The sequence below is a fragment of the Zemynaea arenosa genome, from assembly GCF_004614185.1.
Taxonomy (GTDB): Bacteria; Pseudomonadota; Gammaproteobacteria; order Burkholderiales; family Burkholderiaceae_D; genus Telluria; species Telluria arenosa.
Genome location: NZ_SPVF01000030.1, coordinates 1 through 21,725, shown reverse-complemented (window position 1 = coordinate 21,725; position 21,725 = coordinate 1). Strand labels below are relative to the sequence as shown.

At 66.1% G+C, this 21,725-nt stretch carries 25 protein-coding genes; 11 read left to right on the top strand and 14 right to left on the bottom strand.

Going from position 1 to position 21,725, the window contains the following annotated elements; genetic code table 11:
• On the top strand, positions 1-436 hold a 436-nt coding region (locus E4L96_RS02135; protein ID WP_167758576.1), incomplete at its 5' end, for a LysE family translocator.
• Positions 437-440: 4 nt separating this feature from the next.
• Here the strand turns inward: E4L96_RS02135 and E4L96_RS02130 are convergent.
• The 7 genes from E4L96_RS02130 to E4L96_RS02100 all read right to left on the bottom strand — a co-directional run bounded on the left by E4L96_RS02130 (position 441) and on the right by E4L96_RS02100 (position 8,806).
• Complete coding sequence (locus E4L96_RS02130; protein ID WP_135205593.1) at positions 441-809, bottom strand: VOC family protein; 369 nt, start codon at positions 807-809, stop codon at positions 441-443.
• Between the two features lie 20 nt (positions 810-829).
• Positions 830-1,207, bottom strand: a complete 378-nt coding sequence (locus tag E4L96_RS02125) for a hypothetical protein (protein WP_135205592.1) — start codon at positions 1,205-1,207, stop codon at positions 830-832.
• Positions 1,204-2,310, bottom strand: a complete 1,107-nt coding sequence (gene hemH / locus E4L96_RS02120; protein ID WP_135205591.1) for a ferrochelatase — start codon at positions 2,308-2,310, stop codon at positions 1,204-1,206. Before hemH ends, E4L96_RS02125 begins: the two co-directional genes overlap by 4 nt.
• A gap of 734 nt (positions 2,311-3,044) precedes the next feature.
• Entirely contained in the window at positions 3,045-5,249 is a 2,205-nt protein-coding gene (locus E4L96_RS02115; protein ID WP_229414188.1) for a DUF4214 domain-containing protein, read from the bottom strand.
• 108 nt (positions 5,250-5,357) lie between these two features.
• Positions 5,358-7,001 (bottom strand): DNA repair protein RecN, encoded by a 1,644-nt coding sequence (gene recN, locus E4L96_RS02110; protein ID WP_135205589.1) that lies wholly within the window; start codon positions 6,999-7,001, stop codon positions 5,358-5,360.
• A 20-nt stretch (positions 7,002-7,021) separates the two neighbouring features.
• Positions 7,022-7,924: an NAD kinase gene (locus E4L96_RS02105; protein WP_135205588.1), complete on the bottom strand. Its 903-nt coding sequence runs from the start codon at positions 7,922-7,924 to the stop codon at positions 7,022-7,024.
• Positions 7,925-7,966: 42 nt separating this feature from the next.
• The gene (locus tag E4L96_RS02100; protein WP_135205587.1) at positions 7,967-8,806 is read right to left on the bottom strand and encodes a DUF3667 domain-containing protein; all 840 of its coding nucleotides are present in this window, start codon (positions 8,804-8,806) and stop codon (positions 7,967-7,969) included.
• 100 nt (positions 8,807-8,906) lie between these two features.
• On the opposite strand from E4L96_RS02100, the gene E4L96_RS02095 reads away from it, so the two are divergent.
• From E4L96_RS02095 to E4L96_RS02075, 5 genes are all read left to right on the top strand, one after another.
• Complete coding sequence (locus E4L96_RS02095; protein WP_135205586.1) at positions 8,907-9,212, top strand: hypothetical protein; 306 nt, start codon at positions 8,907-8,909, stop codon at positions 9,210-9,212.
• Entirely contained in the window at positions 9,209-10,576 is a 1,368-nt protein-coding gene (locus E4L96_RS02090) for a PQQ-dependent sugar dehydrogenase (RefSeq protein WP_229414187.1), read from the top strand. Before E4L96_RS02095 ends, E4L96_RS02090 begins: the two co-directional genes overlap by 4 nt.
• Positions 10,576-11,001: an OsmC family protein gene (locus E4L96_RS02085; protein ID WP_167758577.1), complete on the top strand. Its 426-nt coding sequence runs from the start codon at positions 10,576-10,578 to the stop codon at positions 10,999-11,001. The genes E4L96_RS02090 and E4L96_RS02085 overlap by 1 nt, the downstream gene beginning before the upstream one ends.
• A 43-nt stretch (positions 11,002-11,044) precedes the next feature.
• The gene (gene gloA, locus E4L96_RS02080) at positions 11,045-11,455 is read left to right on the top strand and encodes a lactoylglutathione lyase (RefSeq protein ID WP_135205584.1); all 411 of its coding nucleotides are present in this window, start codon (positions 11,045-11,047) and stop codon (positions 11,453-11,455) included.
• Positions 11,456-11,523: 68 nt separating this feature from the next.
• Entirely contained in the window at positions 11,524-11,910 is a 387-nt protein-coding gene (locus E4L96_RS02075) for a VOC family protein (RefSeq protein ID WP_135205583.1), read from the top strand.
• 24 nt (positions 11,911-11,934) lie between these two features.
• Here the strand turns inward: E4L96_RS02075 and E4L96_RS02070 are convergent, their stop codons facing one another.
• The 6 genes from E4L96_RS02070 to E4L96_RS02045 all read right to left on the bottom strand — a co-directional run bounded on the left by E4L96_RS02070 (position 11,935) and on the right by E4L96_RS02045 (position 15,936).
• Positions 11,935-12,279 carry a DUF805 domain-containing protein gene (locus tag E4L96_RS02070; protein WP_135205582.1) on the bottom strand — a complete coding sequence of 115 codons (345 nt, stop codon included), beginning with the start codon at positions 12,277-12,279 and terminating at the stop codon, positions 11,935-11,937.
• Between the two features lie 162 nt (positions 12,280-12,441).
• Positions 12,442-13,806: a TolC family outer membrane protein gene (locus tag E4L96_RS02065; RefSeq protein ID WP_135205581.1), complete on the bottom strand. Its 1,365-nt coding sequence runs from the start codon at positions 13,804-13,806 to the stop codon at positions 12,442-12,444.
• Positions 13,807-13,884: 78 nt separating this feature from the next.
• Positions 13,885-14,208 carry a rhodanese-like domain-containing protein gene (locus E4L96_RS02060; RefSeq protein ID WP_135205580.1) on the bottom strand — a complete coding sequence of 108 codons (324 nt, stop codon included), beginning with the start codon at positions 14,206-14,208 and terminating at the stop codon, positions 13,885-13,887.
• Positions 14,209-14,219: 11 nt separating this feature from the next.
• Positions 14,220-14,873 (bottom strand): protein-L-isoaspartate O-methyltransferase family protein, encoded by a 654-nt coding sequence (locus tag E4L96_RS02055; protein ID WP_135205579.1) that lies wholly within the window; start codon positions 14,871-14,873, stop codon positions 14,220-14,222.
• Positions 14,874-15,015: 142 nt separating this feature from the next.
• Positions 15,016-15,684, bottom strand: coding sequence for a TetR/AcrR family transcriptional regulator (locus E4L96_RS02050; RefSeq protein ID WP_135205578.1), 669 nt, complete (start codon positions 15,682-15,684; stop codon positions 15,016-15,018).
• Positions 15,685-15,741: 57 nt separating this feature from the next.
• Positions 15,742-15,936, bottom strand: a complete 195-nt coding sequence (locus tag E4L96_RS02045; RefSeq protein WP_135205577.1) for a DUF3079 domain-containing protein — start codon at positions 15,934-15,936, stop codon at positions 15,742-15,744.
• Positions 15,937-16,151: 215 nt separating this feature from the next.
• On the opposite strand from E4L96_RS02045, the gene E4L96_RS02040 reads away from it, so the two are divergent.
• Both E4L96_RS02040 and E4L96_RS02030 read left to right on the top strand, forming a co-directional pair.
• The gene (locus tag E4L96_RS02040) at positions 16,152-16,814 is read left to right on the top strand and encodes a hypothetical protein (RefSeq protein WP_135205576.1); all 663 of its coding nucleotides are present in this window, start codon (positions 16,152-16,154) and stop codon (positions 16,812-16,814) included.
• A gap of 199 nt (positions 16,815-17,013) precedes the next feature.
• Positions 17,014-17,274 (top strand): YkgJ family cysteine cluster protein, encoded by a 261-nt coding sequence (locus tag E4L96_RS02030; protein WP_135205574.1) that lies wholly within the window; start codon positions 17,014-17,016, stop codon positions 17,272-17,274.
• A gap of 1 nt (position 17,275) precedes the next feature.
• On the opposite strand, the gene E4L96_RS02025 is transcribed toward E4L96_RS02030, so the two are convergent.
• Entirely contained in the window at positions 17,276-17,797 is a 522-nt protein-coding gene (locus E4L96_RS02025; protein WP_135205573.1) for a hypothetical protein, read from the bottom strand.
• 163 nt (positions 17,798-17,960) lie between these two features.
• Here E4L96_RS02025 and E4L96_RS02020 point away from each other — a divergent pair, with 163 nt between their 5' ends.
• From E4L96_RS02020 to E4L96_RS02010, 3 genes are all read left to right on the top strand, one after another.
• Positions 17,961-18,794: an undecaprenyl-diphosphate phosphatase gene (locus E4L96_RS02020; protein ID WP_135205572.1), complete on the top strand. Its 834-nt coding sequence runs from the start codon at positions 17,961-17,963 to the stop codon at positions 18,792-18,794.
• 34 nt (positions 18,795-18,828) lie between these two features.
• Positions 18,829-20,649 carry a DNA helicase RecQ gene (gene recQ / locus E4L96_RS02015; protein ID WP_135205571.1) on the top strand — a complete coding sequence of 607 codons (1,821 nt, stop codon included), beginning with the start codon at positions 18,829-18,831 and terminating at the stop codon, positions 20,647-20,649.
• A 26-nt stretch (positions 20,650-20,675) separates the two neighbouring features.
• The coding region (locus E4L96_RS02010) for a helix-turn-helix domain-containing protein (protein ID WP_135205570.1) at positions 20,676-21,725 on the top strand (1,050 nt) is incomplete at its 3' end.

The window sequence follows — 21,725 nt, the reverse complement described above, 5'->3', positions numbered from 1 at the left end:
GCACGCGGCGCCGCGCGCCTTCGAAGCGTTGAAGCTGGCCGGGTCCGCCTACATGGTCTGGCTCGGCCTGCGCCAGTGGCGCGCGGCGTGGCGTGGCGGGGCACCGGTGGCGCTGCGGCACGGCGGGCGCGCCCTGTTCCGCGAAGGCCTGCTGGTGGCGCTCAGCAACCCGAAGAGCATCGTGTTCTCCTGCGCCCTGTTCGCCCAGTTTACGGGGCAAGGCGGCGTCGGGCCCGTGCTGTTCCTGCAACTGGCCGGCACCTTTGCCGCGTGCACGGTGCTGGCGCACGTGAGCTATGTGGCGCTGGCGGTGCGCTCGCGGGCCCTGCTGTCGGCGGCGCTGGCCACCCGCGTGCTGCCTGCCGTGAGCGGCACCTTCTTCATGGTGCTGGGCGCGGGCATGCTGGCGGTGCGGCCGGTGCTGGCCGGCCCCTGAGCGGTCAGGCCAGCCGCTCGACCAGTTCGACGCGATTGCCAAATGGGTCGTACACCATCCAGCGGTCGACACCTTCCAGTGCTTCGCCCGGCTCCAGCTGGCAGCCGGCGCCCTGCAGCCGGGCGCGCAGCGCCGCCAGGCCGCGCACCAGCAGGGCCGGATGGGCCTTGCGGGCGGCGTGGAAATCTTTGTCAGCGCCGATGTGCAGCTGCTGCATGCCGCACTGGAACCAGCAGCCGCCGCGCACCGCCAGCACCGACGGCTTCGGGATTTCGGTCATGCCCAGCAGTCCGCCGTAGAAGGCGCGCGCCTCCTCTTCCGCGCCAGCGGGGATCGCCACTTGCACGTGGTCCAGCCCCAGTATCTCGGTCATGTTGCGCTCCTCGTTCAGGGTCAGCCCAGCAGGGCCAGAGTGCCGGACAGCCCAAGGCCGATCCAGCCGGGGTGGCGGCCGCGCGTGCCGATCGCGACCAGGGCGCTGCTGCCCAGGAAGGCCAGCGCCAACATCCGCACCAGCCAGGCTTCCTGCGGCCCGCCGTGCCAGTCGCGCCCGAGGAGGATCAGCGCCACGCCGATGCCGGCCGCCAGCACGCTGGCCAAATGCCAGGTGGCCCACAGGATACCGCGGAAGCGCCGCAGTGCGGCCAGGCTGGGGTCCTTGCGGTCCCACGCGCGGAAGATCATGCGCTGGCCGAACACGCTGTGCACCAGCGCGACCGGCAGAATCAGCAGCCCTGCAGCGGCGACGGTGGCATTCAGCGCCGTGCTCATTCGCTGGCGCCCAGCTGGAGGGCGCGGGCGCGGCCGGTCTCGGCGTCGCGCTGGCGCTCGGCGCGTTGGGCCGGGGTTTGGATGGTCGGCCAGCCGATCAGGTGCTGCTCGGCGATTTCCGCCAGCCCGGTGATCCACCCCGGTCCATCGTTCAGGCAGGGGATGTAGCTGAAGCGCTGGCCGCCGTGCGATTCGAACGCGTGGCGCACCTCCATGTTGATCTCCTCCAGCGTCTCCAGGCAGTCGCTGATGAAGCCGGGGCACAGGATGTCGATGGCCTTCACGCCCTCGCGCGCCAGCTGCTCGACGGTCGGCTGCGTGTACGGCTGCAGCCACTCCGCCTTGCCGAAGCGGGACTGGAAGGTGACCAGATAGTCGTCCTCGCGCAGGCGCAGGCGCTTGGCCAGCAGGCGCGCGGTCTTGTGGCACTCGCAGTGGTAGGGATCGCCCAGCAGCAGCGTGCGTTTCGGCACGCCGTGGAAGCTCAGCACCAGCTTCTCGCCGCGGCCATGGCTCTCCCAATGCGTCTGCACGCTGGCGGCCAGCGCATCGATGTAGGCATCGTGATCGTGGTAGCCGCGCACCAGCCGCAGTTCGGGCACGTTGCGGATCTGCTGGTAGTGCGCGAACACGGCGTCGAAGATCGAGGCGGTGGTGGTGCCGGAGTACTGCGGGTAGGCGGGCAGGATCGCGACGCGGTCATGGCCCTCGGCCTTGAGCTGGTCCAGCACGTCGGGCAGGGACGGTGAGCCGTAGCGCATCGCCATCGCCACCGTCACCTCATGGCCGCGCTCCGCCAGCGTGCTGCGCAGCTGGGCCGCCTGCCGCTCGGTATAGACCTTGAGCGGCGAACCGTCCTTCATCCAGATGGTCTGGTACTTGCCCGCCGACTGTCCCGAACGGAACGGCAGGATGATCAGGTGCAGGATGAACCACCACACGGCGCGCGGGATCTCCACCACGCGCCGGTCCGACAGGAACTCCTTCAGGTAGCGCCGGACCGCGCCACGCGTGGGCTCGTCCGGCGTGCCCAGGTTGACCAGCACAACGGCACTGCGCGCCACGCGGCCATGCGCGTGGGGTGGTTCGCGGCGAAAAAACATGGGATCCGATTCGAAGGTGGTGGAAACGGTCAATTATAGATTTAGCACAATGACTTGGCGAATCCGCGCTTGAAGCTTTCAGGCGCCTGCGCGCTGTCCCGTGCCACCTTCAGCCCCAGAGTCCGGGCCGGGGGTACACCTTCGAAACAACGGTGAGCTCCTCGCCCGCACTCTTTCGCACTCTTTTGCACTCTTCCGAGATCAGAACGCTCTCTTTTGCGTGCAAACGAGGCATCTCTCCCATTTTTTGAGTGCGTTTAAGATGCGCAGGAGTGCATTCGGGTGCATACCACCCGAAGAAAGAGTTTGAACAAGATGGAAGAGCGACCATTCAAGTGCCGGGCGCAGCCATCGCCGACCGAGCCCTGCAGGGGGCCTGGTGCGCCAGGCCGAACGATCTTGTTCACACTCTCTTCCATCTCTTCTGCACTCTTCGGAGATTCACGACAGTCTCTAATCCACTCGTCTGAATCTTGTTCAAACTCTTTTTGCTGACACGAGGTCGCAAACGCGCGCAAAACAGTGCGAGCTGCACTCGTTTGAGGAGAAAAGAGTGCAAAAGAGTGGTGCGGAGAAGGAAACGGGAAAAAGAGGACCACGTGGGGTCGGACCTGTCCGGGGCCTGGTGCCGGGCGCGGGGCAGAAAAAGACGCGCCGGCCCGGGTAGGGCGGCGCGTTGAGGGCTGATACGTCGACTGAAACCGGCGCGGACGCGCCGGGGTATTACCAAGGAATCATTGGGCGTAGGGCACGTACTCGACGCCGTTGGCATAGCCGGCGGCCACGTTCTTGCGGTTCTCGGTGTCTTCCGAGAAGCCGATCAGCACGTCGACCCGCGCGGCGCCCGAGTCCAGCTTGGCCACCCACCATGCCAGGCCGTCCGCATCCGGGGCGCGGTGCAGCACGTTCTGGTACACGGTGCGCAGCCAGGCCTCGTTGGACACGCCCGCGCCATACAGCTTCTGAAACTCCGGGCTCTCCTGGAATGACGACGAGACGCCCTGCAGCGACAGGCCCTGCTGCATGCGGCCCAGCCAGTAGCCCAGGCCTTCCGCGTCCGGCTTGCGGTTGAAAGTGGCCTGGTAGAGGCGGTACAGCTGGCCGGCCGCGCCGTCGATGTCGAACGACACCTTGCGGTCGAGGAAGCCGATGTCCTGCGCCACCGAATACTGCATCACCTTGCCATCCGACTTGCGCGTCACGGTGACCACGCCGCCCTGCATGCTGAGCGTGTAGTTGTCGCGGTAGTCCGCCAGCATGCTTTCCGCCGCCGCGGACCCATTGCTGAAAGTGTGCACCAGCGCGGTCTGCTTCCTCGCGACCGCATCGGCCAGCGAGGCGCCGTAGGCCACCACGATCTGCGCGTTGGCCGGCATGGTGTACGAGTTCAGGTTGCGCACTACGTCGAAGTTGGCGGCGCCCGGCGCGTTGAAGGAGAACAGCGCGTGCTCCTCCGGTGCCCAGCTGCCGTCCGCCTGGCGGTACAGGGTGGCACCGCCGGCGTAGGCCGCCACGAACACCTGCTGGGTGCCGCTGCGCGCGGTTTCCACGGTGGCGGACGCCGAGTAGGCCTGCAGGTTGCCGCTTTCGACCACGGCGATGCGATTGTCGGCCAGCTGGCCGGTGGTGCCGCCGAAGCTCAGGTAGCGCACCACGTCGGGCGTGTCCTGGGGGATGCACTGCGACGGCCGCGGCAGGTCCGACTTGCCCCACAGTTCGATCGTGCTCGGGCCCTTCGGCAGCAGGAAGTCAGAGGCGCTGGTCGCATGGTCGCCGTTCAGGTAGGTGTCCACGCGGGCCAGGCCCAGCTGGTCCAGGTGGGCGGTGCTGACATGTATACGGTCGCCCAGGACTTCCGCGATCAGCGCCATTTCCAGGAAGCGCTCATCCGGCGCGATGCCGCCATTGATGGTCTCGAACTTGAACTCCGCCGCCGGCTTGTCGCCCACGAAAGCCTGCAGGCGCCAATGGCCATTCACGGCGGGCAGGAAGTTGGACGACATGTTGCGAGCGGTCGGCAGCACAGTGGACATCCAGGTCATGCCGCTGTTCTGGATGACCTGCGCGCGGTCGGCCTCCAGCGAATAGTGCAAGGGGTCGACCAGGTCGCCGTTCGGCGCCACCAGGCGCCATTGGACCTGGGACGCGTCGGCGCCCTTCGGTGCGCGCAGCACCTTGTACAGCATGCGGTCCGGCACGGACAGGTCCAGCACCTCGATGGCCGGCGACTGCGGCTTGAGCGGATCGGGCATGCTGGTTTCAAAGGCCACCGAGATGCCGTAGGACGAGTCAGGCGTCACGTCCCCGCCGTAGTAGGGGCGCTCGACCAGGCCCTTGCTGCCGTACAGGTTGGCGCAGGTGGTGTAGTCCTCGCCGAACGGGTCGCTCTTCCAGCTGTTGATTCCGCCCGAGGTCTGGCCGTACATGATCGAATAGGGGTTCAGCGTGTGGCCCAGACCCAGCATGTGGCCAATTTCGTGCGTGAGCACCTCTTTAAAGGCTTCGCCGCGTTCCAGGTGCGTCCGGCCGATCGGATCGCCCATGTTGAGCGCCACCAGGCCCGAGGTGGCGAAGCCCTGCAGGGCGGGATTGGCGAGACCGCCGCGGCCCGCCACATTGTCGTTCACGAAGGGGAAGAAGCCGACCGTGACCTGGTTGCTCGGAATCCAGTTGCGTGGATCCGGCGCGACCGTCGTCAGGCCGCCGTATTCCACCTTGATATTGCAGCCCTTGGACCACTTGGCCATGGCCTCTTTGGTCGCAGCCAGGAAGTACTCGTCCCCGATCTCGGCCGGGGTGTACTGCGGGTTGTAGTACCAGGTGATCTTCCCGTCCTTCCACTTGGACAGCGGGGCGAGAAAGATGCCGGTGGCAGACGCGGCAGGCGCGAGGGTGGCCGCAATGCATGCCGCCAGCAGGGAACGGGTCAGGAATGTCATGGTCACGAGGGCTCTTATTGGAAAGCGCCCAAGTGTATGCATCGAGTTTCCTGAACTCAACTACATTTTCGGAAATGCAAGGACATTCCCCCCGGACAGGGGGCAGTGCTACAGCGCCAGCAGTTCGCGCGCGTGCTTGCGGGTGGTGGCGGTGATCTCCAGGCCGCCCAGCATGCGGGCGATTTCCTCGACCCGGTTCTTGGGGTCCAGCACCTCGATGCGGGACACGGTCTTGCCCGCGTCCGTGGTGGCCTTGGCGACCTGGAAGTGGGCGTTGCCCTGCGACGCCACCTGGGGCAGGTGGGTCACGCACAGCACCTGGCGCTGCTGGCCCAGGCGCTTGAGCAAACGCCCCACCACCTCGGCCACGCCGCCGCCGATGCCGCTGTCCACCTCGTCGAAGATCAGGGTCGGGACCGTGGTGGCGTTCGACGTGATCACCGAGATCGCCAGCGAGATGCGCGCCAGTTCGCCGCCCGAGGCCACCTTGGCCAGCGGGCGCGGGGCCACGCCCGCGTGGCCGGCGACCAGAAATTCGACCTGCTCCACGCCATGCGCGGCCGGTTCGGACGGATTCAGGGCGACCGCGAACGAGCCCCCCGTCATGTTCAAATCCTGCATCGCCAGCGTGACCTGCTCGCCGAGGTTCTTCGCTGCGGCGGCGCGGGTCTGCGACACCTGCGCGGCCAGCGCGAGATAGGCCTGGTGCGCCTTCTCTTCCTGCTTCTTGAGGCCCTCGATGTCGCTGGCATCGGCCAGCTGGCGCAGCTCCTCGGCCAGGCGGGTATGCTCGGCGGGCAGCTCCTCCGGCGTCACGCGGAACTTGCGCGCGGTGCTGTGCAGCGCTTCCATGCGGCCTTCGACTTCCTGCAGGCGGGCCGGGTCCAGCTCCACGCGGCCCAGGTAGTCGTTCAGCGCATACACCGCCTCCTGGAGCTGGATGCGCGCGGGCTCCATGCACTCCAGGACCGGCTTGAGCGCGGCATCGATGTCAACCAGCTTGGACAGCTTGGTGTTCAAGGCATTGAGCTGCGAAAGGATCGGATGCTCGTCTTCCGAGATCGCGTTGAGCGCTTCCTGCGCGCCTTCGATCAGGCTGGCGGCGTGCGACAGGCGGCTGTGCTCATTCGCCACCTCGGTCCATTCGCCCGGCTTGGCGGCCAGCTTGTCCAGCTCCGTCACCTGCCACTCCAGGCGCTCGCGCTCCATCAGCACATTGCGCGCGTTGGTCTCGAATTCCTCGCGCTGCTTCGCGATGGCGCGCCACACCCGGTACGCGGTAGATAAAGGCTTGATGTCCAGACCCGCCACGCTGTCCAGCAGCAGGCGCTGGGCATCGAGCTTGAGCAGCGACTGGTGGGCGTGCTGGCCGTGGATGTCGACCAGCAGTTCGCCCAGGTCGCGCAACTGCGACGCCGTCGCCGCCACGCCGTTGATGAAGGCCTTGGAGCGGCCCGCGTTGTCGATCACGCGGCGCAGCAGCGCGCCGCCTTCATCGGCCGTGAACTCGTGTTCGGCCAGCCAGGCGGCAGCGGCGTCATTGACGGCGAAATCGGCGGTGATGTCAGCCTTGGCTGCGCCTTCGCGCACCACGCTGGCGTCGCCGCGGCCGCCCAGCGCCAGCTGCAGCGCGTCGATCAGGATGGACTTGCCCGCGCCGGTCTCGCCGGTGAAGACGGTGAAGCCATGGGTGAATTCGAGTTCGATCGCATCGACGATCACGAAATCGCGAATGGTCAGGGTACGCAGCATGGATAAGTTCGGGTGTCTCGTTATTTTGTGAGCTTGCCTTCGATCGAAGGGTACTCGTTCCAGTGAAGCTTCTCGCGCAAGGTGTCGTAGTAGCTCCAGCCCGGCGGATGCAGGAAGGTGATGGTGTTGGGCGAGCGCTGGATCACGATGCGGTCCCCGTGCTGCAGGCTGGCGAAGGTCTGCATGTCGAAGTTCACCGAGATATCGCGCCCGCTCATGATCTCGATGACGATCACCGAGGTTTCGGGAATCACGATCGGCCGGTTGGACAGCGCGTGCGGCGCGATCGGCACCAGACCGATGCCGGGCAGGGTCGGGTGCAGCAGCGGGCCGCCCGCCGACAGCGCGTATGCGGTGGAGCCGGTCGGCGTGGTGACGATCAGGCCGTCGGAACGCTGGTTGTACATGAAGCAGTCGTCCACCGTAACCTTCAGCTCCGCCATGCCGGCGCCGGTGCCGCGCGAGACCACCACGTCGTTGACGGCCAGGCCGCTGGCGATCACCGCGTCCTCGCGCATCACGCGGCCTTCGAGCAGGGTGCGTTTTTCCGCGTTGGCCTTTCCACTCAGGATCTCCTCCAGCGCGGGCAGCATGCGTTCGATGGGAATGTCGGTGATGAAGCCAAGCCGCCCCTGGTTGATGCCGACCAGCGGCACCGCATACGGCGCCAGCTGGCGTGCGATGCCGAGCATGGTGCCGTCGCCGCCCATCACGATCACGAGGTCGGCCTGCTGGCCGATGTCGGCGATCGCCATCGCGGGCACCCCGTCCGCCTGCACGTGGGTCGCGGTCTCGCTTTCGAACACCACGCGGTGGCCGGCGTCCTGCAGATAGCGCACCACGCGCGTCACCGGGTCGTCGATGCCGGCCGTGTTGTGCCGCACGGCGAGCGCGATGGTTTTCTGCGAATCGGGCGTGGGCATGAAGTCAGCGCGGGCCAAAACTGTACGGATGCACAGTATAAATCATTCGTGCAGCAGCGCGTAGGAGAGGGCGCTCGCGATCGCCACCGCAATGCTGATCATGTGCAGGGTCCCGAGCACGAGCCAGCGCAGCGTGGTGGCCGACTTGCGCCCGCCATATACGTGCTGCATGGCCAGCGGCAGGTAGACCAGCAGCCAGGCACCCAGTGCCATCCGGACGGGGCCCCAAGGCAGCAGCACGGCCCACGCCAGGGCGAAGTAGGCGAAGGCATTGGTATGCAGGGCGAACAACAGGTGCTCGCCATAGCGCCGCCCGCTGCCCAGGTACAGTAGCTTGAGGTAGAGCGCGAACAGCGGCATCAGCAGGAACACGGCATACGGCACATAGGCGAAGAAGCCGCTGGTGGCGAGCTGGATCTTCTGCTCCGTCGGGAGGGCGTTGAAGCGGTCGACCCGCTGCAGCACCGACGGGAAGCGGGTGCCCCACAGCGTCTGCAGATGCACGTTCTCCTGCGCCACCGGGCGGCCCTGGGGACCGGTGCGCGGCTCCATGTGGCCGGCGTACTTCAGCACCGCGAAGAACAGGATTGAGAAAGTCAGGAACACCCGCAGCGGCAGCACGTAGCGCTGGCGCTGCCCCGCCAGGTAGGCCGCCGTGAGCGCGCCAGGCCGCAGGACCAGCAGCTTGAGCGTCTGCCACAGCTTGCCCTCCAGGGCGACGTAGTGGCTGATGAACTCGTGCACGAATTCGAACGCGGTCGGCACATGAAGGCGCGTCTCCTGCCCGCAGTGGGCGCAATAGTTGTCGGTCACGGCGGCGCCGCAGTTGCGGCAGGTGGCGGAAGCGTGCACGGTCGGCTCTCGGTCGCGGCGATGGCGCATGGTAGCTGGTCCATTGCATTTTTGCATCATCCAATTGGGCGACCGCCATCGTTCCCAGGCGATACCATTTCTTCAATATCGAAGGCAACAGGAGAACCTCATGGCACGGGAAACACCGGACCGCCGCATCAACACCGATGCGAAGATCGAGAACGACGGCATCAAGCGCCAGCCGCACGAACGCGACGAATCGCCCGACGGGCAGGAGCGCGGCCCGCGCGGCATCATCCGCCAGGCGCAGAGCGATGTCGAGCAGGGCCTGATCGACACCGACGCCCGCAACACGCCGGGCGTGGAAGCCGCCGTCACGCCCAAGGGCGACGGCACCGCCAAGCCGCAGCCGGACCGCGGCGAATCGATGCGCGAGACCACGCCCACGGGGCCGGACACGCGGGGCCGTCAATGAGGCCGCTCCGCCTGACCTTGGGCACGCTCGCGGCGGCGCTGGCCATGGTGCAGTCCGCGGGCTGTGCCGAGGCGCCCGCCGCCCCCGCCGCCGCCCCTGCAAGCCCTGCCAGCCAGGGCTACCCGACCGGCTTCGGCCCCCATCCGGTCTTGCCGGAGCCGCAGAAAAAGCTGATCCCGGTGCTGAACATCGCGCCCGCCGACCCGTGGCCTGCGGGCGGCAAACCGGTCGCCGTGGCGGGCCTGCAAGTGCTGGCCTATGCTAACGGCCTGGATCACCCGCGCTGGCTGTACGTGCTGCCCAACGGCGACGTACTGGTGGCCGAGACCAACGCCCCGCCCAAGCCGGAGGACGCCAAGGGCATCAAGGGCGCGATCATGAAGAGCGCCATGAAGCGGGCCGGTTCCGCGGCGCCGTCGGCCAACCGCATCACCCTGCTGCGCGGCCTCGGCGCCAACGGCATGGCGGTGCAGAAGACGGTGTTCCTGTCCGGCCTGAACTCGCCGTTCGGCATGGCCCTGGTGGGCAATGAGCTGTATGTCGCCGATTCCGACGCGCTGCTGCGCTTCCCGTACCAGGAAGGGGCGACCCAGATCGCCGAAAAGGGCACCAAGGTAATCGACCTGCCGGGCGGCCCGATCAACCATCACTGGACCAAGAACGTCATCGCCAGCCCGGACGGCAGCAAGCTGTACGTGACGGTCGGCTCCAACAGCAACGTCGGCGAGAACGGCCTGGCCGCCGAGGAAGGCCGCGCTGCGATCTGGGAAGTCGACCGGGCCAGCGGCAAGGCGCGCGTGTACGCCTCCGGCCTGCGCAATCCGAATGGGATGGGCTTCGTGGGCAAGCAGCTGTGGACCGTGGTGAACGAGCGCGACGAAATCGGCAACGACCTGCCGCCCGACTATCTGACGTCGGTGCAGGACGGCGGCTTCTACGGCTGGCCGTTCAGCTACTACGGCCAGCACGTGGACGCGCGCGTGAAGGAACAAAAGCCGGAGCTGGTGGCCAAAGCCATCGTGCCCGACTACGCGCTGGGCGGGCACACCGCCTCGCTCGGGCTCGCGTTCTACGACGCGGCGCTGATCCCGCAGTTCAAGGGCGGCGCGCTGGTCGGCCAGCACGGTTCATGGAACCGCAATCCGCGCGCAGGCTACAAGGTGATCTTCGTGCCTTTCGCTGGGGGCCAGCCGAGCGGCCCGCCGCAGGACGTGCTGACCGGCTTCCTCACCCAGCAGGGCAAGGCCAATGGGCGGCCGGTGGGCGTGGCGGTCGACAAGCAGGGCGCCATCCTGGTCGCGGACGATGTGGGCAACACGATGTGGCGCATCACGCCCACCTCTCAACAAGGAGCTGCCAAATGATCAAACGCTGGGCCACCGCCGAATGGAGCGGCGCCATCAAGGACGGCAAGGGCAACATCACCACGCAGAGCACGGTGCTGGACCACACGCAGTACGGCTTCAACGCGCGCTTTGCCGAAGGGCCGGGCACGAACCCCGAAGAACTGATCGCGGCGGCCCATGCAGGCTGCTTCACGATGGCGCTGTCGGGCAAGCTGGGCGAAGCGGGCCTCACCGCCGAGCGCATGCAAACGAAGGCCACGGTCTCGCTGGACAAGACAGACGACGGCTTCACCATCTCCGCCGTGCACCTGGAACTGACCGCGAAAATCCCCGGCGCCAGCCAGGAAGCCTTCAACGACGCGGCTCAAAGGGCCAAGGCGGGCTGCCCGGTCTCCAAGCTGCTGAACGCGCAGATCACGCTGGAAGCAAAGCTGGAAAGCTGACGCTAAAATCGCTGGTCTGATTCCACCACAACGAAAGACCACGATGCGAATCCTGCATACGATGCTGCGGGTCGGTGACCTGCAGCGTTCCATCGACTTCTACACCCGCGTGCTCGGCATGAAGCTGCTGCGCACCTCCGACAACCCCGAGTACAAGTACACCCTGGCTTTCCTCGGCTACGGCAGCAACCCGGACCATGCGGAGCTGGAGCTGACCTACAACTACGGCGTGGACCAGTACGACATGGGCTCGGCCTACGGCCACATCGCCATCTCGGCCGACGACGTCTACCAGGCCTGCGAGGCCGTGCGCGCCGCGGGCGGCAACGTCACGCGCGAGCCGGGCCCGGTCAAGGGTGGCACCACGGTGATCGCCTTCATCACCGACCCGGACGGCTACAAGGTGGAGCTCATCCAGCGCAAGGACGAGGAGATGGGCGCCGGCCTGCGCTAAATCGGACTTGCATGCCGCCGCCGGGCGGGCGTACCCTTGCTGGACTCACAACTCATCAGGGGACATCCATGGCACAGGTACTCGGCGTCGGCGGCATCTTCTTCAAATCGAAAGACCCCAAGGCCCTGATGGACTGGTACCAGCGGGCCTTGGGCGTGCCGGGGGAACATGGCTATGCGGTGCTGCGCCCGGAGCAGATTCCGCCGGGCGGCGCGACCGTGTTCAGCCCCTTCAAGCAGGACTCGGACAAGTTCGCACCGGGCCGCGACTTCATGTTCAATCTGATGGTGGACGACCTGGACGGCGCGCTGCGCCAAGTGCAGGAGGCGGGCGGGCAGCTCGTGGGCGAGCGCGAGGACTACGGCGACTTCGGCCTGTTCGGCTGGTTCATGGACCCGGACGGGAACAAGGTGGAGCTGTGGCAGCCGAAGGCGAAGGGGGCGGAGAAAGACTGACCCTCCGCCTCGGCAGGGTGACGGTCAGGTCGGAACGGCCTGGCCCGATGCGGAGTAGCGGTTGGCTTTGCCTTCCTGCGCCAGCAGGACCAGCAGCGCGATCCAGCCCAGCACCGGGATGAAGACCAGCAGCTGAAGCCAGCCGCTGCGGTCAGTGTCGTGCAGGCGGCGCGCACCGGCGGCCAGGCTTGGCACCAGAATCGCGAGCGAGAAGATCATCGACAGGAAAAAGCTACTGAGGACGACGTTCAGTGCGAACGAGACGAGCCAGCAGAACAGCGCGAACCACCAGAATTCGGGGCGGGAGGCCGTGCCGCTGAAGTCGGCGTACTTCTTGAAGCAGGTTTGAATGGACTCGGTGAAATTCATCGCGGGGCGTCTCTCCATGGTTGACTAAGGGCGCTCCCGGGCCGGCCGGAAGCGTGCAGGGCGGAGTCTACGCTGTCCAGGCCAAAGAAAAAGCCACCCAGCTGGGTGGCTTTTTGCTTGGAGCGGCCGCAGCGGCGCCGCGCGGCGCCACGCCGGTGGCCCTTACTGCGCGGTCTGCTGCAGCAGGGCGTTGATCGGCTCCAGATCCGCTTCCTTCAGCGTGCCGGCGGCCGCCTTCAGGCGCAGGCCGGCCATGATGGTGTTGTAGCGGGCGGCGGCCAGGTCGCGGCGGGTCGAATACAGCTGGCGCTGCGCGTTCAGCACGTCGATGTTGATGCGCACGCCGACCTGGTAGCCCAGCTTGTTCGATTCCAGCGCCGACTGGCTCGACACTTCGGCCGCTTCCAGCGCCTTCACCTGCGCCATGCCGCTGTTCACGCCCAGGAAAGCCTGGCGCGCGTTCTGCGCGGCCTGGCGGCGGGTCGCCTCCAGGTCGTTGCGGGCCTTGTCTTCCAGCGCGATCGACTCGCGCACCTTGCTGGTCACCGAGAAGCCCGAGAAGATCGGGATGTTCCAGGCCACGCCGATCGACTTGTCAGTGCTGGTGCCGGAACCGCTGTCCGAGCCAAACACCTTGGTGCGGCTGCTCTGGGCCTGCAGGTCCAGGGTCGGGTAGTGGCCGGCGCGGTTGCGCGAAATGTCGCGCTTGGCGATCTCGTAGTTCAGCTGGGCGGCGGTCACGGCGTAGTTCTGGTTCTCGGCGGACGACACCCACGGGTCGATCACGGCCGGCGCCGGTGCGGTCAGGGTCACGCCCGGCTTCAGGGTCGCCAGCGAGGCCGGGGCGGTGCCGATGATCTGCTGCAGCGCGGTGCGTTTGACTTCCAGGTCGTTGACCGCGGCGAATTCCTGCGCCACCACCAGGTCGTAGGCAGCCTGGGCTTCATGGGTGTCGGTGATGGTCTGGGTGCCGACCTCGAAGTTGCGCTTGGCCGAGGCGAGCTGCTCGGTGGTCGCGGTCTTCTGGGCGCGCACCGTTTCCAGCGTGTCCTGGGCGGCCAGCACGTCGAAGTAGGCCTGCGCCACACGGGTGATCAGGTCCTGCTGGGCCTGGGCGAAGGTGGCCTCGGCGATCGACTGCGACAGCTTGCTCTGCTGGTAGGTCTCCCAGCGGTCCCAGCGGAACAGCGGCTGGGTCAGGGTGATCGAGTAGGTGGCGGCCTTGCTGCTGCCGCTGGTGCCAGTCACGGTGTGGGTGACGCCGAATTCGTCCTTGAAGGTCGAGCCTTCGTTCCAGGGCGAGTTGTCCGAGTTGCTGCGGCCATAGTTACCGCTGGCGAAAATGTTCGGCAGCAGGCCGGCCCGTCCTTGCGTGGTGCGTTCCTGGCCGGCAGCCAGGGAGGCGCGCGCGCTCGCATACGTCGCGTCGTTGGCCAGAGCCTGGCGGTACACCTGGATCAGGTCGGCCGCGTTCGCGTGCAGCGAAAAGGCGCTGGCGATCAGCACGGCGAGGAGGGGTTTCTGCATTGCGGTCTCCGTTGGAGTATCAAAAGTTTTGGGCGGTTGATCGGACGTCGATTTTTTGTTCTGGACGGCTCTGCTGCTTCAATACGTCGGCATCGACGGGTCGACCTGCAGCGCCCACGCGTGGACGCCGCCGGTCAGGTTGGTCACATTGGTAAAGCCCTGCCGCTCGAGAAAGGCCGCGACCTGCATGCTGCGTCCGCCGTGGTGGCACACGCAGACGATCTCGGCGTCGTCATCGAGCTCCTGCAGGCGCGCGGGCACGCTTTGCATCGGCATCAGGGTCGAGCCCGCGATCGCGCAGGTGTTGAATTCCCACGGCTCGCGCACGTCCAGCAGGACCGGGCGCGCGCGGCTGTCGTCGGCCAGCCGTGCGGCCAGCTCGGGAGCGGACATGTGATTCACTGGTCCGCCACTCAGAACGTGAAGTGCGAGGGCACCGGGGCCGCGCGCAGGTAGGCGACGTTGGTCTCGAACACCTTGGCCGTGTCATAGGCGGTGTCGGAGACGCGCGTGATGATCTGGGCTTCCTGCACCGGCGCGTTGCCGACCAGGCAAGCCAGGCGGCCGCCGACTTTCAGCTGCTTCAGGAAGGCGTCCGGCAGCACTTCCAGCGCGCCGGAGATCACGATCACGTCGTAGGGCGCGCCCTGGGCCCAGCCCTCGGCGCCATTGCCCAGCTCGACCTTGACGTTGGCGATACCGGCCGCGGCCAGGTTCTTCTGCGCCTGTTCCTTGAGTTCCGGCTCGATCTCGACGGTGGTCACGTGCTGGCCGCGGGTGGCGAGCAGGGCCGCCATGTAACCGGAACCGCTCCCGATCTCCAGCACCTTCTCGTGCTTCTTGACCTGCAGTTCCTGCATCAGGCGGGCTTCAATCTTGGGGAAGAACATCGAGGCGCCATGACCCAGCGGGATCTCGGTGTCGGCAAAGGCCAGCGCCTTGTACGCGGCCGGGACGAACTGTTCGCGCTTGACGACGACCAGCAGGTCGAGCACATCCTGGTCCAGGACGTTCCACGGACGGATTTGCTGTTCGATCATGTTGAAGCGGGCTTGTTCGATATTCATTGCTAGGCTCGGTGGAAAGAAATAATCCGATATTTTATCTTGATCTGCCTCAGAACCCGCATCTTAACGGCGGGGTACGGCAGAGGACCCGAAATTGCGACAGTCTGCAATTTCGGGGGAATAAAGCAGCGAAATGCGCGAATCAGCGAGTATCAGCGCAGCCCCCACCGCCTTGTTCCGTTGTCAACAGGCCGTGCAGGACCATGTCGGTGAGCTGGGCCAGGTAGGCCTGGGGCTCCAGGATCCGCTGGTCGCAAGGACCGACCGAATGCTTCCACAGCATCAGCATCAAGACCGGGGCGATCAGGACCTGGGTCGCGACGTTGATGTCCATGGGCTTGAACTCGCCGCGCGCGACACCGCGTTCCAGCATGCTGGAGATCATGGCGCTGGCGCGGGAAATCACTTCATCGCGGTAAAACTGCGCAAGATCGGGGAAATTGCTGGCTTCCGCCATCAGCAGCTTGCTGATGCCGGAGGCCTTGCTGGCGCCGATGCGCTCCCACCAGGTGGCGATCACCCAGCGCAGCAGTTCGGCTGACGGGCCTTCGAAGCTGGCGATGTACTCTTCGGCGTCGCCGATGGCGGGCACGATGCTCTCGCGCACCACCGCCTTGAACAGCTCTTCCTTGTTCTCAAAATAGAGGTACAGAGTGCCCTTGGACACGCCGGCGCGGCGCGCCACGTCCTCCAGGCGTGTCGCCGCGTAGCCGTGCTCGACGAACAAATCGAGGGCAGCCGCCAGCAATTCCTGTGGGCGCGCATCCTTGCGGCGCTCCCAGCGGGGCTTGATACCAAACGGGCAATTCATGGGTTGATCCTGCTACTAACTCGCAAGTCATCAAATATAACAGCCCGGAAAATGCCGTCAAGCACTGTCAGAGGGGCTTTCCTCCCCCTGTTCCGCGTTCCAGTTCTGCCAGCCGCGGCCAAAAAACTCGATCGGGTGCTGGGTGCGGTCCGAGCCGTTGCCGCAGGCCATCTGGTCAGCCGGACAATATCTGTCGCAGCCCCAGCAGATACGTTCGGGGTGGGGAGGCTCGTCGGGGAATTTCTTGGACATGATGACACGCTTTGATCTGCATCTACAGCGTTCATCGTATGGAGTAGCATAGCGGCCCGTCTTTGATCTGGTTCAAGAACCCCGGCGTTGCCAAGCCGTTTGAGGAACTTATCCGCTCACTTTTCACGTGAGGACAAGCAAACCGAGGCAGGTCAGCAAGCGCACCATCGCACTCTTAGCCACAGTTACTGCTCGCATGGTCAACGGGAGGAAGAATGGACCGCGTGACTGCCAAGTGGTTTGCTGACGCCAGTGTCACAGTACACCGTGCACCATCCCTGGAAGGGTTCATGACGGACGCGCAGCTGGCCCGAATCGCGGGCGCGCCCCGAGATAGCATTGTTAACGTTTATCCCGACGGCGGCGGCATTGCCCTGCGAGTGGATAACCGGATTTTGGCCGAACCTATGTACCGCTACCTGTTCCAAAACCCAGGACCACCGTACAGCTTCCATCTGCGCAATGTCGTGCTGGTCCTGGCTGACGAATACACGCAGGCGGGTATTGGCACGCGTTGCGTTGTCCGGCAGATCATCGAAGCCGCCAGTTGGGCCCGCGCAGGCATTTACCTGACCGATGTGCGCGTGAGCGCGGTGGGAGACCTCGCCACATTCGGGTTGAAGCCCCACCCCATGCGCGGCTACTATGTATGGCCTGCCCTCGGATTCGACGCCTTCATCCCGGCGAGTTCGGCCGTCCGTCTGTGCCAGCCTTATCAAAATTGCACGCGCATCAGTGAACTCATGACCACTGCCGAGGGTCGCAAGACATGGCGGCTGATTGGCCAAAGCGTGGACCTGTCATTCGACCTGAAGCCCGGCTCGGCGAGCTGGCGGCAACTCTTGTCGTACATGCAAGCCAAAGGAATATCACTATGAACTCGAAAGCCTTATCGATTCTGAAGGAGCATACCCGGGCCCGGAGCGAGGCCGAGACCGAAGCATTCCTTCGGCTCCGGCATGGGACGCCGGGACGTGAAAACGCCAGTGCGGACGACTCCGCCCTGGACGCGCAGGCTCACGATCTGGCCCACCCGGCAGCGCCCGCCAAGAACCCGGTCCCGCCGCGCGTGAAGCGATGAATTGTCGCCCCATGTGCGGCGCCTGCTGTACCGCTCCCTCCATCTCCAGTCCGATCCCGGGCATGCCGCACGGAAAGCCGGCCGGCGTGCGCTGCGTGCAGCTGGACGAGGCCGACAGCTGTCGCATTTTCGGCCACCCGGACCGCCCGGAGGTGTGTGCCAGCCTGCTGCCGGCAGCCGACATGTGCGGCGACAATCGCGAACACGCGATCCGCTGGCTTGGCGATCTGGAGCACGCAACAGCGCCGCAGCCTTGAGCTATCGAGAAGCGATGTCGTGCGAATTGGATGTAGCGCGGCTGTAACTGGCATAAAACTCGGCCAGGCTCGCCGCCGCGGCCCACACACTGGCCACGTACTCGAATTCCTTCTCGAAAGGTTCCTCGAAGATTGGTATATCCAGCGCGTATTCGCAATTGCGGCTCAGCATAGTGAGCCATGGGGGGTATCCGAGGGTCGAGTACATCGCCGTGAACTTGATATCCAGTGACTCAACCGTTTCTTCTCCTAGACGATACGCGCGCCGCAGCGCGGCCACGTATTTGCCAGCCATATATTCATCGGAGGCGCGGTCAGCGCCGCAGTAGCGCTCCAGGATGGTAGCGACGAGAGGCGAAATCTCGTCGCGGCCGCGGGCACTGGCGAGCAGCACGACCTCCAGATCATCCCCCTCCTCGTCTTTGCTTAGCCGGGTCACGGCCCACTCCACACAGCCCGCTCCCGTCCCCCAAGCGTATCGAAGCAGGAAATACTCGTACTCAAGCGTTGCGATATCTTTCATACGTCTCCCGCCCCGTTGAAATGAGCATTGAACGTCAAGTCTTTTCGCTTGGCAAGCAACAATGGGCAGACGCCGAGCCAGCTTACCCTGTGGCTGAGTTCGCGCGCGTGGTAAGCTTCGGCACCCCACCGAATTCCAAGCAAACCACATCCCGCCTCCAACAATGGATCTGATTCTCGCGCTCAAGGCCATCATCATGGGCCTGGTCGAAGGCTTTACCGAGTTCCTCCCGATTTCCTCCACCGGCCACCTGATCGTGGCGGGCAGCCTGATCGGATTCACGGGCGAAATCGCCAAAGTGTTCGAGATCGCCATCCAGGCCGGCGCCATCTTCGCCGTGATCTGGGAATACCGGAAGCGCATCGGCGGCGTGCTGACCGGACTGGGCAGTGATCCGAAGGCGCAACGGCTCACCATCAACCTGATCGTCGCCTTCATTCCCGCCGCCGTGCTCGGCTTCGCGTTCAGCAAGGCCATCAAGGCCCACCTGTTCGCCCCGGTGCCGGTCGCGCTCGCCTTCATCCTCGGCGGCATCATCATCTGGGTGGTCGAGCGCAACGGCCCGCAGCGCGAGCGCACCGCCCGCATCCAGGACGTGGACGACATGACCCCGGTCGATGCCGCCAAGGTCGGCCTGGCCCAGTGCTTCGCCCTGATCCCGGGCACCAGCCGCTCCGGCGCCACCATCATCGGCGGCATGCTGCTGGGCCTGTCGCGCAAGGCGGCCACCGAGTTCTCGTTTTTCCTCGCCATCCCGACCCTGCTGGCCGCGACCGTCTATTCGGTGATCAAGGAGCGGGCCCTGCTGTCGGCCCACGACCTGCCGCTGTTCCTGGTCGGCGGCCTGGCCGCGTTCGTCTCGGCCTTCCTCTGCGTGCGCTGGCTTTTGCGCTACATCAGTTCGCACGATTTCACGGTGTTCGCCTGGTACCGTATCGTATTCGGGATCGTGATTCTCGTGACGGCCCATTACCAGCTGGTGAACTGGGCCGAATAACACCACCGGCAGGAATAACCCCAGGTTGCACAGCATGTCCTCGGAGCTCAGCGCCCGCGCGCTGCATTTGCTGCAGACGGTCTTCGGCTACCCCGCCTTCCGCGGGCAGCAGGCCGACATCGTCGAACACGTCGGCTCCGGCGGGGACGCCCTCGTCCTCATGCCCACCGGCGGCGGCAAATCGCTGTGCTACCAGATCCCGGCCCTGCTGCGCGACGGCGTCGGCGTGGTGGTCTCGCCGCTGATCGCGCTGATGCAGGACCAGGTCGACGCGCTGGCCGAAGTGGGCGTGCGCGCCGCCTTCCTCAACTCCACGCAGACGTTTGAAGAGTCCATGCGCATCGAGCGCCTGGTGCGCACCGGCGAGATCGACCTGGTCTACGTGGCCCCCGAGCGCCTGCTGACGCCGCGCTGCCTGGAGCTGTTCGAAGCCTCGCGCATCGCCCTCTTCGCCATCGACGAGGCGCACTGCGTGTCGCAATGGGGCCATGACTTCCGCCCCGAGTACATCCGGCTGTCGATCCTGCACGAGCGCTTTCCGGACGTGCCGCGCATCGCCCTCACCGCGACCGCCGACCAGCAGACCCGGGCCGAAATCGCGATGCGTCTGCAGCTGGAGGACGCGCGCCAGTTCGTCTCGTCGTTCGACCGCCCGAACATCCGCTACCTGGTGGTCGAAAAGACCAATGGCCGCAAGCAGCTGATCGACTTCATCACCAGCGAGCACGCGGGCGACTGCGGCATCGTCTACTGCCTGTCGCGCAAGAAGGTCGAGGAGACCGCCGAATTCCTGTGCGAGCACGGGATCCGCGCCCTGCCCTACCACGCAGGCATGGAGCACCCGGTGCGCGCCGCCAACCAGGCCCGCTTCCTGCGCGAAGAGAACATCGTCATGGTGGCGACCATCGCCTTCGGCATGGGCATCGACAAGCCGGACGTGCGCTTCGTGGCCCACCTGGACCTGCCCAAGTCCATCGAAGGCTACTACCAGGAGACCGGCCGCGCAGGCCGCGACGGCCTGCCCGCCACCGCGTGGATGGCCTACGGCCTGCAGGACGTGGTGCTCCAGCGCCGCATGATCGACGAGTCGGAGGCCGACGAGAATTTCAAGCGCGTACTGTCCACCAAGCTCGATGCGATGCTCGGCCTGTGCGAGACGCTGCATTGCCGCCGTACGCGCTTGCTGTCCTACTTCGGCGAGACCTCGGGCCCCTGTGGCAATTGCGACACCTGTTTGCTGCCGCCCGTGTCCTTCGACGGCACGGTACCGGTGCAAAAGCTGCTCTCCACCATCTACCGCGTCGACCAGCGCTTCGCCGCCGGCCACGTGATCGACGTGCTGCGCGGCGTCGAAGGAGAGCGCATCAAGCAGTGGCACCACGACTCGCTGTCCGTGTTCGGCATCGGGGCCGACCGCTCGGAGCAGGAATGGCGCGCCATTCTGCGCCAGGCCATCGCGCTCGGCCTCGTGACCGTGGACCACGAGCAGTTCAGCTCCTTGAAACTGACCGAGGCTGCGCGCCCGGTGCTCAAGGGCGGCCAGAAGGTGCAGCTGCGCCAGTACCAGAAGCCGGTCAAGCAGAAGAAGCCGTCGTCCACCCGCAGTGGCTTCGCCGAGATCGAACTCTCGTCCGCCGAGCAGGCCCTGTTCGACAAGCTGCGCTGGTGGCGCGTGGAGACGGCGCGCGCCCACAACGTACCCGCCTACGTGGTGTTCCAGGACGCGACCCTGCGCGAGATCGCCAAGGCCCGTCCGGCCTCGCTGGACGATCTGCGCTTCGTGTCCGGCGTCGGCGAAAAGAAGCTCGCCTCCTACGGCGACGAGATCATCGCCCTGATTGCCGACTTCGCCTGAAGGTCCGCACGTCCATCGAACGCATCGTGAGCCAGCGCCGCCGGCTGCGGCGTGTGCTGGACTACATGGAACAGCATCTCGACGGCCCCATCACGCTGGCCGCGCTGGCCGAACAAGCCTGCCTGTCGAAGTTCCATTTCGAACGCTTTTACTGCGAATCCCTCGGCGAGACGCCGCTAGCCACCGTGCGGCGCCTGCGCCTGGCGCGCGGCCGCGCTCTGCTGCTGGCCGGCGACAGCGTGTGGGCTGCATCCCTGTGCTGCGGCTATGGCTCCCCGCAAACCTTTGCCCGCGCGTTCCAGCGCGAGTACGGCATGGCGCCCACCCAGGCCCGGCGCGGCAGCGATGCCGGCGAGCCGCACTACCGCCTGGCCCTGGTCGACCTGGCGCCGCGCCCCGTGTACCAGCTGCCGTTCGCCGACTTCAGCCCTGCGCCCAGCGCCGCGTTCGACCAGCTGCTGGCGCGCGCCGCGTGGACCGTCTGGTCGCAGGTCGAGGGTGGCCTGGACGATGCGCAATCCGGCGCCTGCTTGGAACGCGCGGACGGCATGGCCACGCTGCGCGGGCTGCGCGCCGCTGCCCTTGGTGGCGGGCGCCATGTCCAGATACGGTGGCGAGGGCCTGACCGCCCCTCTTCCGCCGAGCTGCGTCAGCTGGCCGCACGGGCGGCAGGCGTACGCCGGTACCGGGCGGGTCCTGTGCCACTACCTCAACGATCCCGTGTTCACCGCGCCGCACGACCGGTTGGCCGACTATTACCTGCCGCTGCATCCGGGCGCGTAGACGCCGGCCACTTCCGCAATCCCGGCAACACCACCGCGTCCGTTCGCCGCTATCTTGGCGCCTTCACTGGCGGAGCACGGCTTTGTCCCCGTGCACGCCACACCCTGCCCCACCTGGAGAACGCCATGCTGCTTGACCGATTCATGCTCACCGCGGCCACGCTGGCCGCGCTGTGCGCCTGTGCCACGCCGGAGCGCGCACGGGAAGGCGCCGGCGAGCGCAGCGCTGGTGCCGCCTGCCAGGTGGGTACCCATTCCGTCCCTGCGGTCGCGCTGCGCGACGGCGTGCAGCCT

Coding starts and splice junctions, on each gene's coding strand:
- recN (WP_135205589.1), bottom strand. CDS start 7,001: ATGCTGCGTACCCTGACCATTCGCGATTTCGTGATCGTCGATGCGATC.
- E4L96_RS02095 (WP_135205586.1), top strand. CDS start 8,907: ATGGCACGGGAAACACCGGACCGCCGCATCAACACCGATGCGAAGATC.
- recQ (WP_135205571.1), top strand. CDS start 18,829: ATGTCCTCGGAGCTCAGCGCCCGCGCGCTGCATTTGCTGCAGACGGTC.
- E4L96_RS02115 (WP_229414188.1), bottom strand. CDS start 5,249: ATGACATTCCTGACCCGTTCCCTGCTGGCGGCATGCATTGCGGCCACC.
- E4L96_RS02050 (WP_135205578.1), bottom strand. CDS start 15,684: ATGAATTGCCCGTTTGGTATCAAGCCCCGCTGGGAGCGCCGCAAGGAT.
- E4L96_RS02025 (WP_135205573.1), bottom strand. CDS start 17,797: ATGAAAGATATCGCAACGCTTGAGTACGAGTATTTCCTGCTTCGATAC.
- E4L96_RS02040 (WP_135205576.1), top strand. CDS start 16,152: ATGGACCGCGTGACTGCCAAGTGGTTTGCTGACGCCAGTGTCACAGTA.
- E4L96_RS02070 (WP_135205582.1), bottom strand. CDS start 12,279: ATGAATTTCACCGAGTCCATTCAAACCTGCTTCAAGAAGTACGCCGAC.
- E4L96_RS02090 (WP_229414187.1), top strand. CDS start 9,209: ATGAGGCCGCTCCGCCTGACCTTGGGCACGCTCGCGGCGGCGCTGGCC.
- E4L96_RS02045 (WP_135205577.1), bottom strand. CDS start 15,936: ATGTCCAAGAAATTCCCCGACGAGCCTCCCCACCCCGAACGTATCTGC.
- gloA (WP_135205584.1), top strand. CDS start 11,045: ATGCGAATCCTGCATACGATGCTGCGGGTCGGTGACCTGCAGCGTTCC.
- hemH (WP_135205591.1), bottom strand. CDS start 2,310: ATGTTTTTTCGCCGCGAACCACCCCACGCGCATGGCCGCGTGGCGCGC.
- E4L96_RS02105 (WP_135205588.1), bottom strand. CDS start 7,924: ATGCCCACGCCCGATTCGCAGAAAACCATCGCGCTCGCCGTGCGGCAC.
- E4L96_RS02020 (WP_135205572.1), top strand. CDS start 17,961: ATGGATCTGATTCTCGCGCTCAAGGCCATCATCATGGGCCTGGTCGAA.
- E4L96_RS02075 (WP_135205583.1), top strand. CDS start 11,524: ATGGCACAGGTACTCGGCGTCGGCGGCATCTTCTTCAAATCGAAAGAC.
- E4L96_RS02125 (WP_135205592.1), bottom strand. CDS start 1,207: ATGAGCACGGCGCTGAATGCCACCGTCGCCGCTGCAGGGCTGCTGATT.
- E4L96_RS02130 (WP_135205593.1), bottom strand. CDS start 809: ATGACCGAGATACTGGGGCTGGACCACGTGCAAGTGGCGATCCCCGCT.
- E4L96_RS02065 (WP_135205581.1), bottom strand. CDS start 13,806: ATGCAGAAACCCCTCCTCGCCGTGCTGATCGCCAGCGCCTTTTCGCTG.
- E4L96_RS02100 (WP_135205587.1), bottom strand. CDS start 8,806: ATGCGCCATCGCCGCGACCGAGAGCCGACCGTGCACGCTTCCGCCACC.
- E4L96_RS02055 (WP_135205579.1), bottom strand. CDS start 14,873: ATGAATATCGAACAAGCCCGCTTCAACATGATCGAACAGCAAATCCGT.
- E4L96_RS02030 (WP_135205574.1), top strand. CDS start 17,014: ATGAATTGTCGCCCCATGTGCGGCGCCTGCTGTACCGCTCCCTCCATC.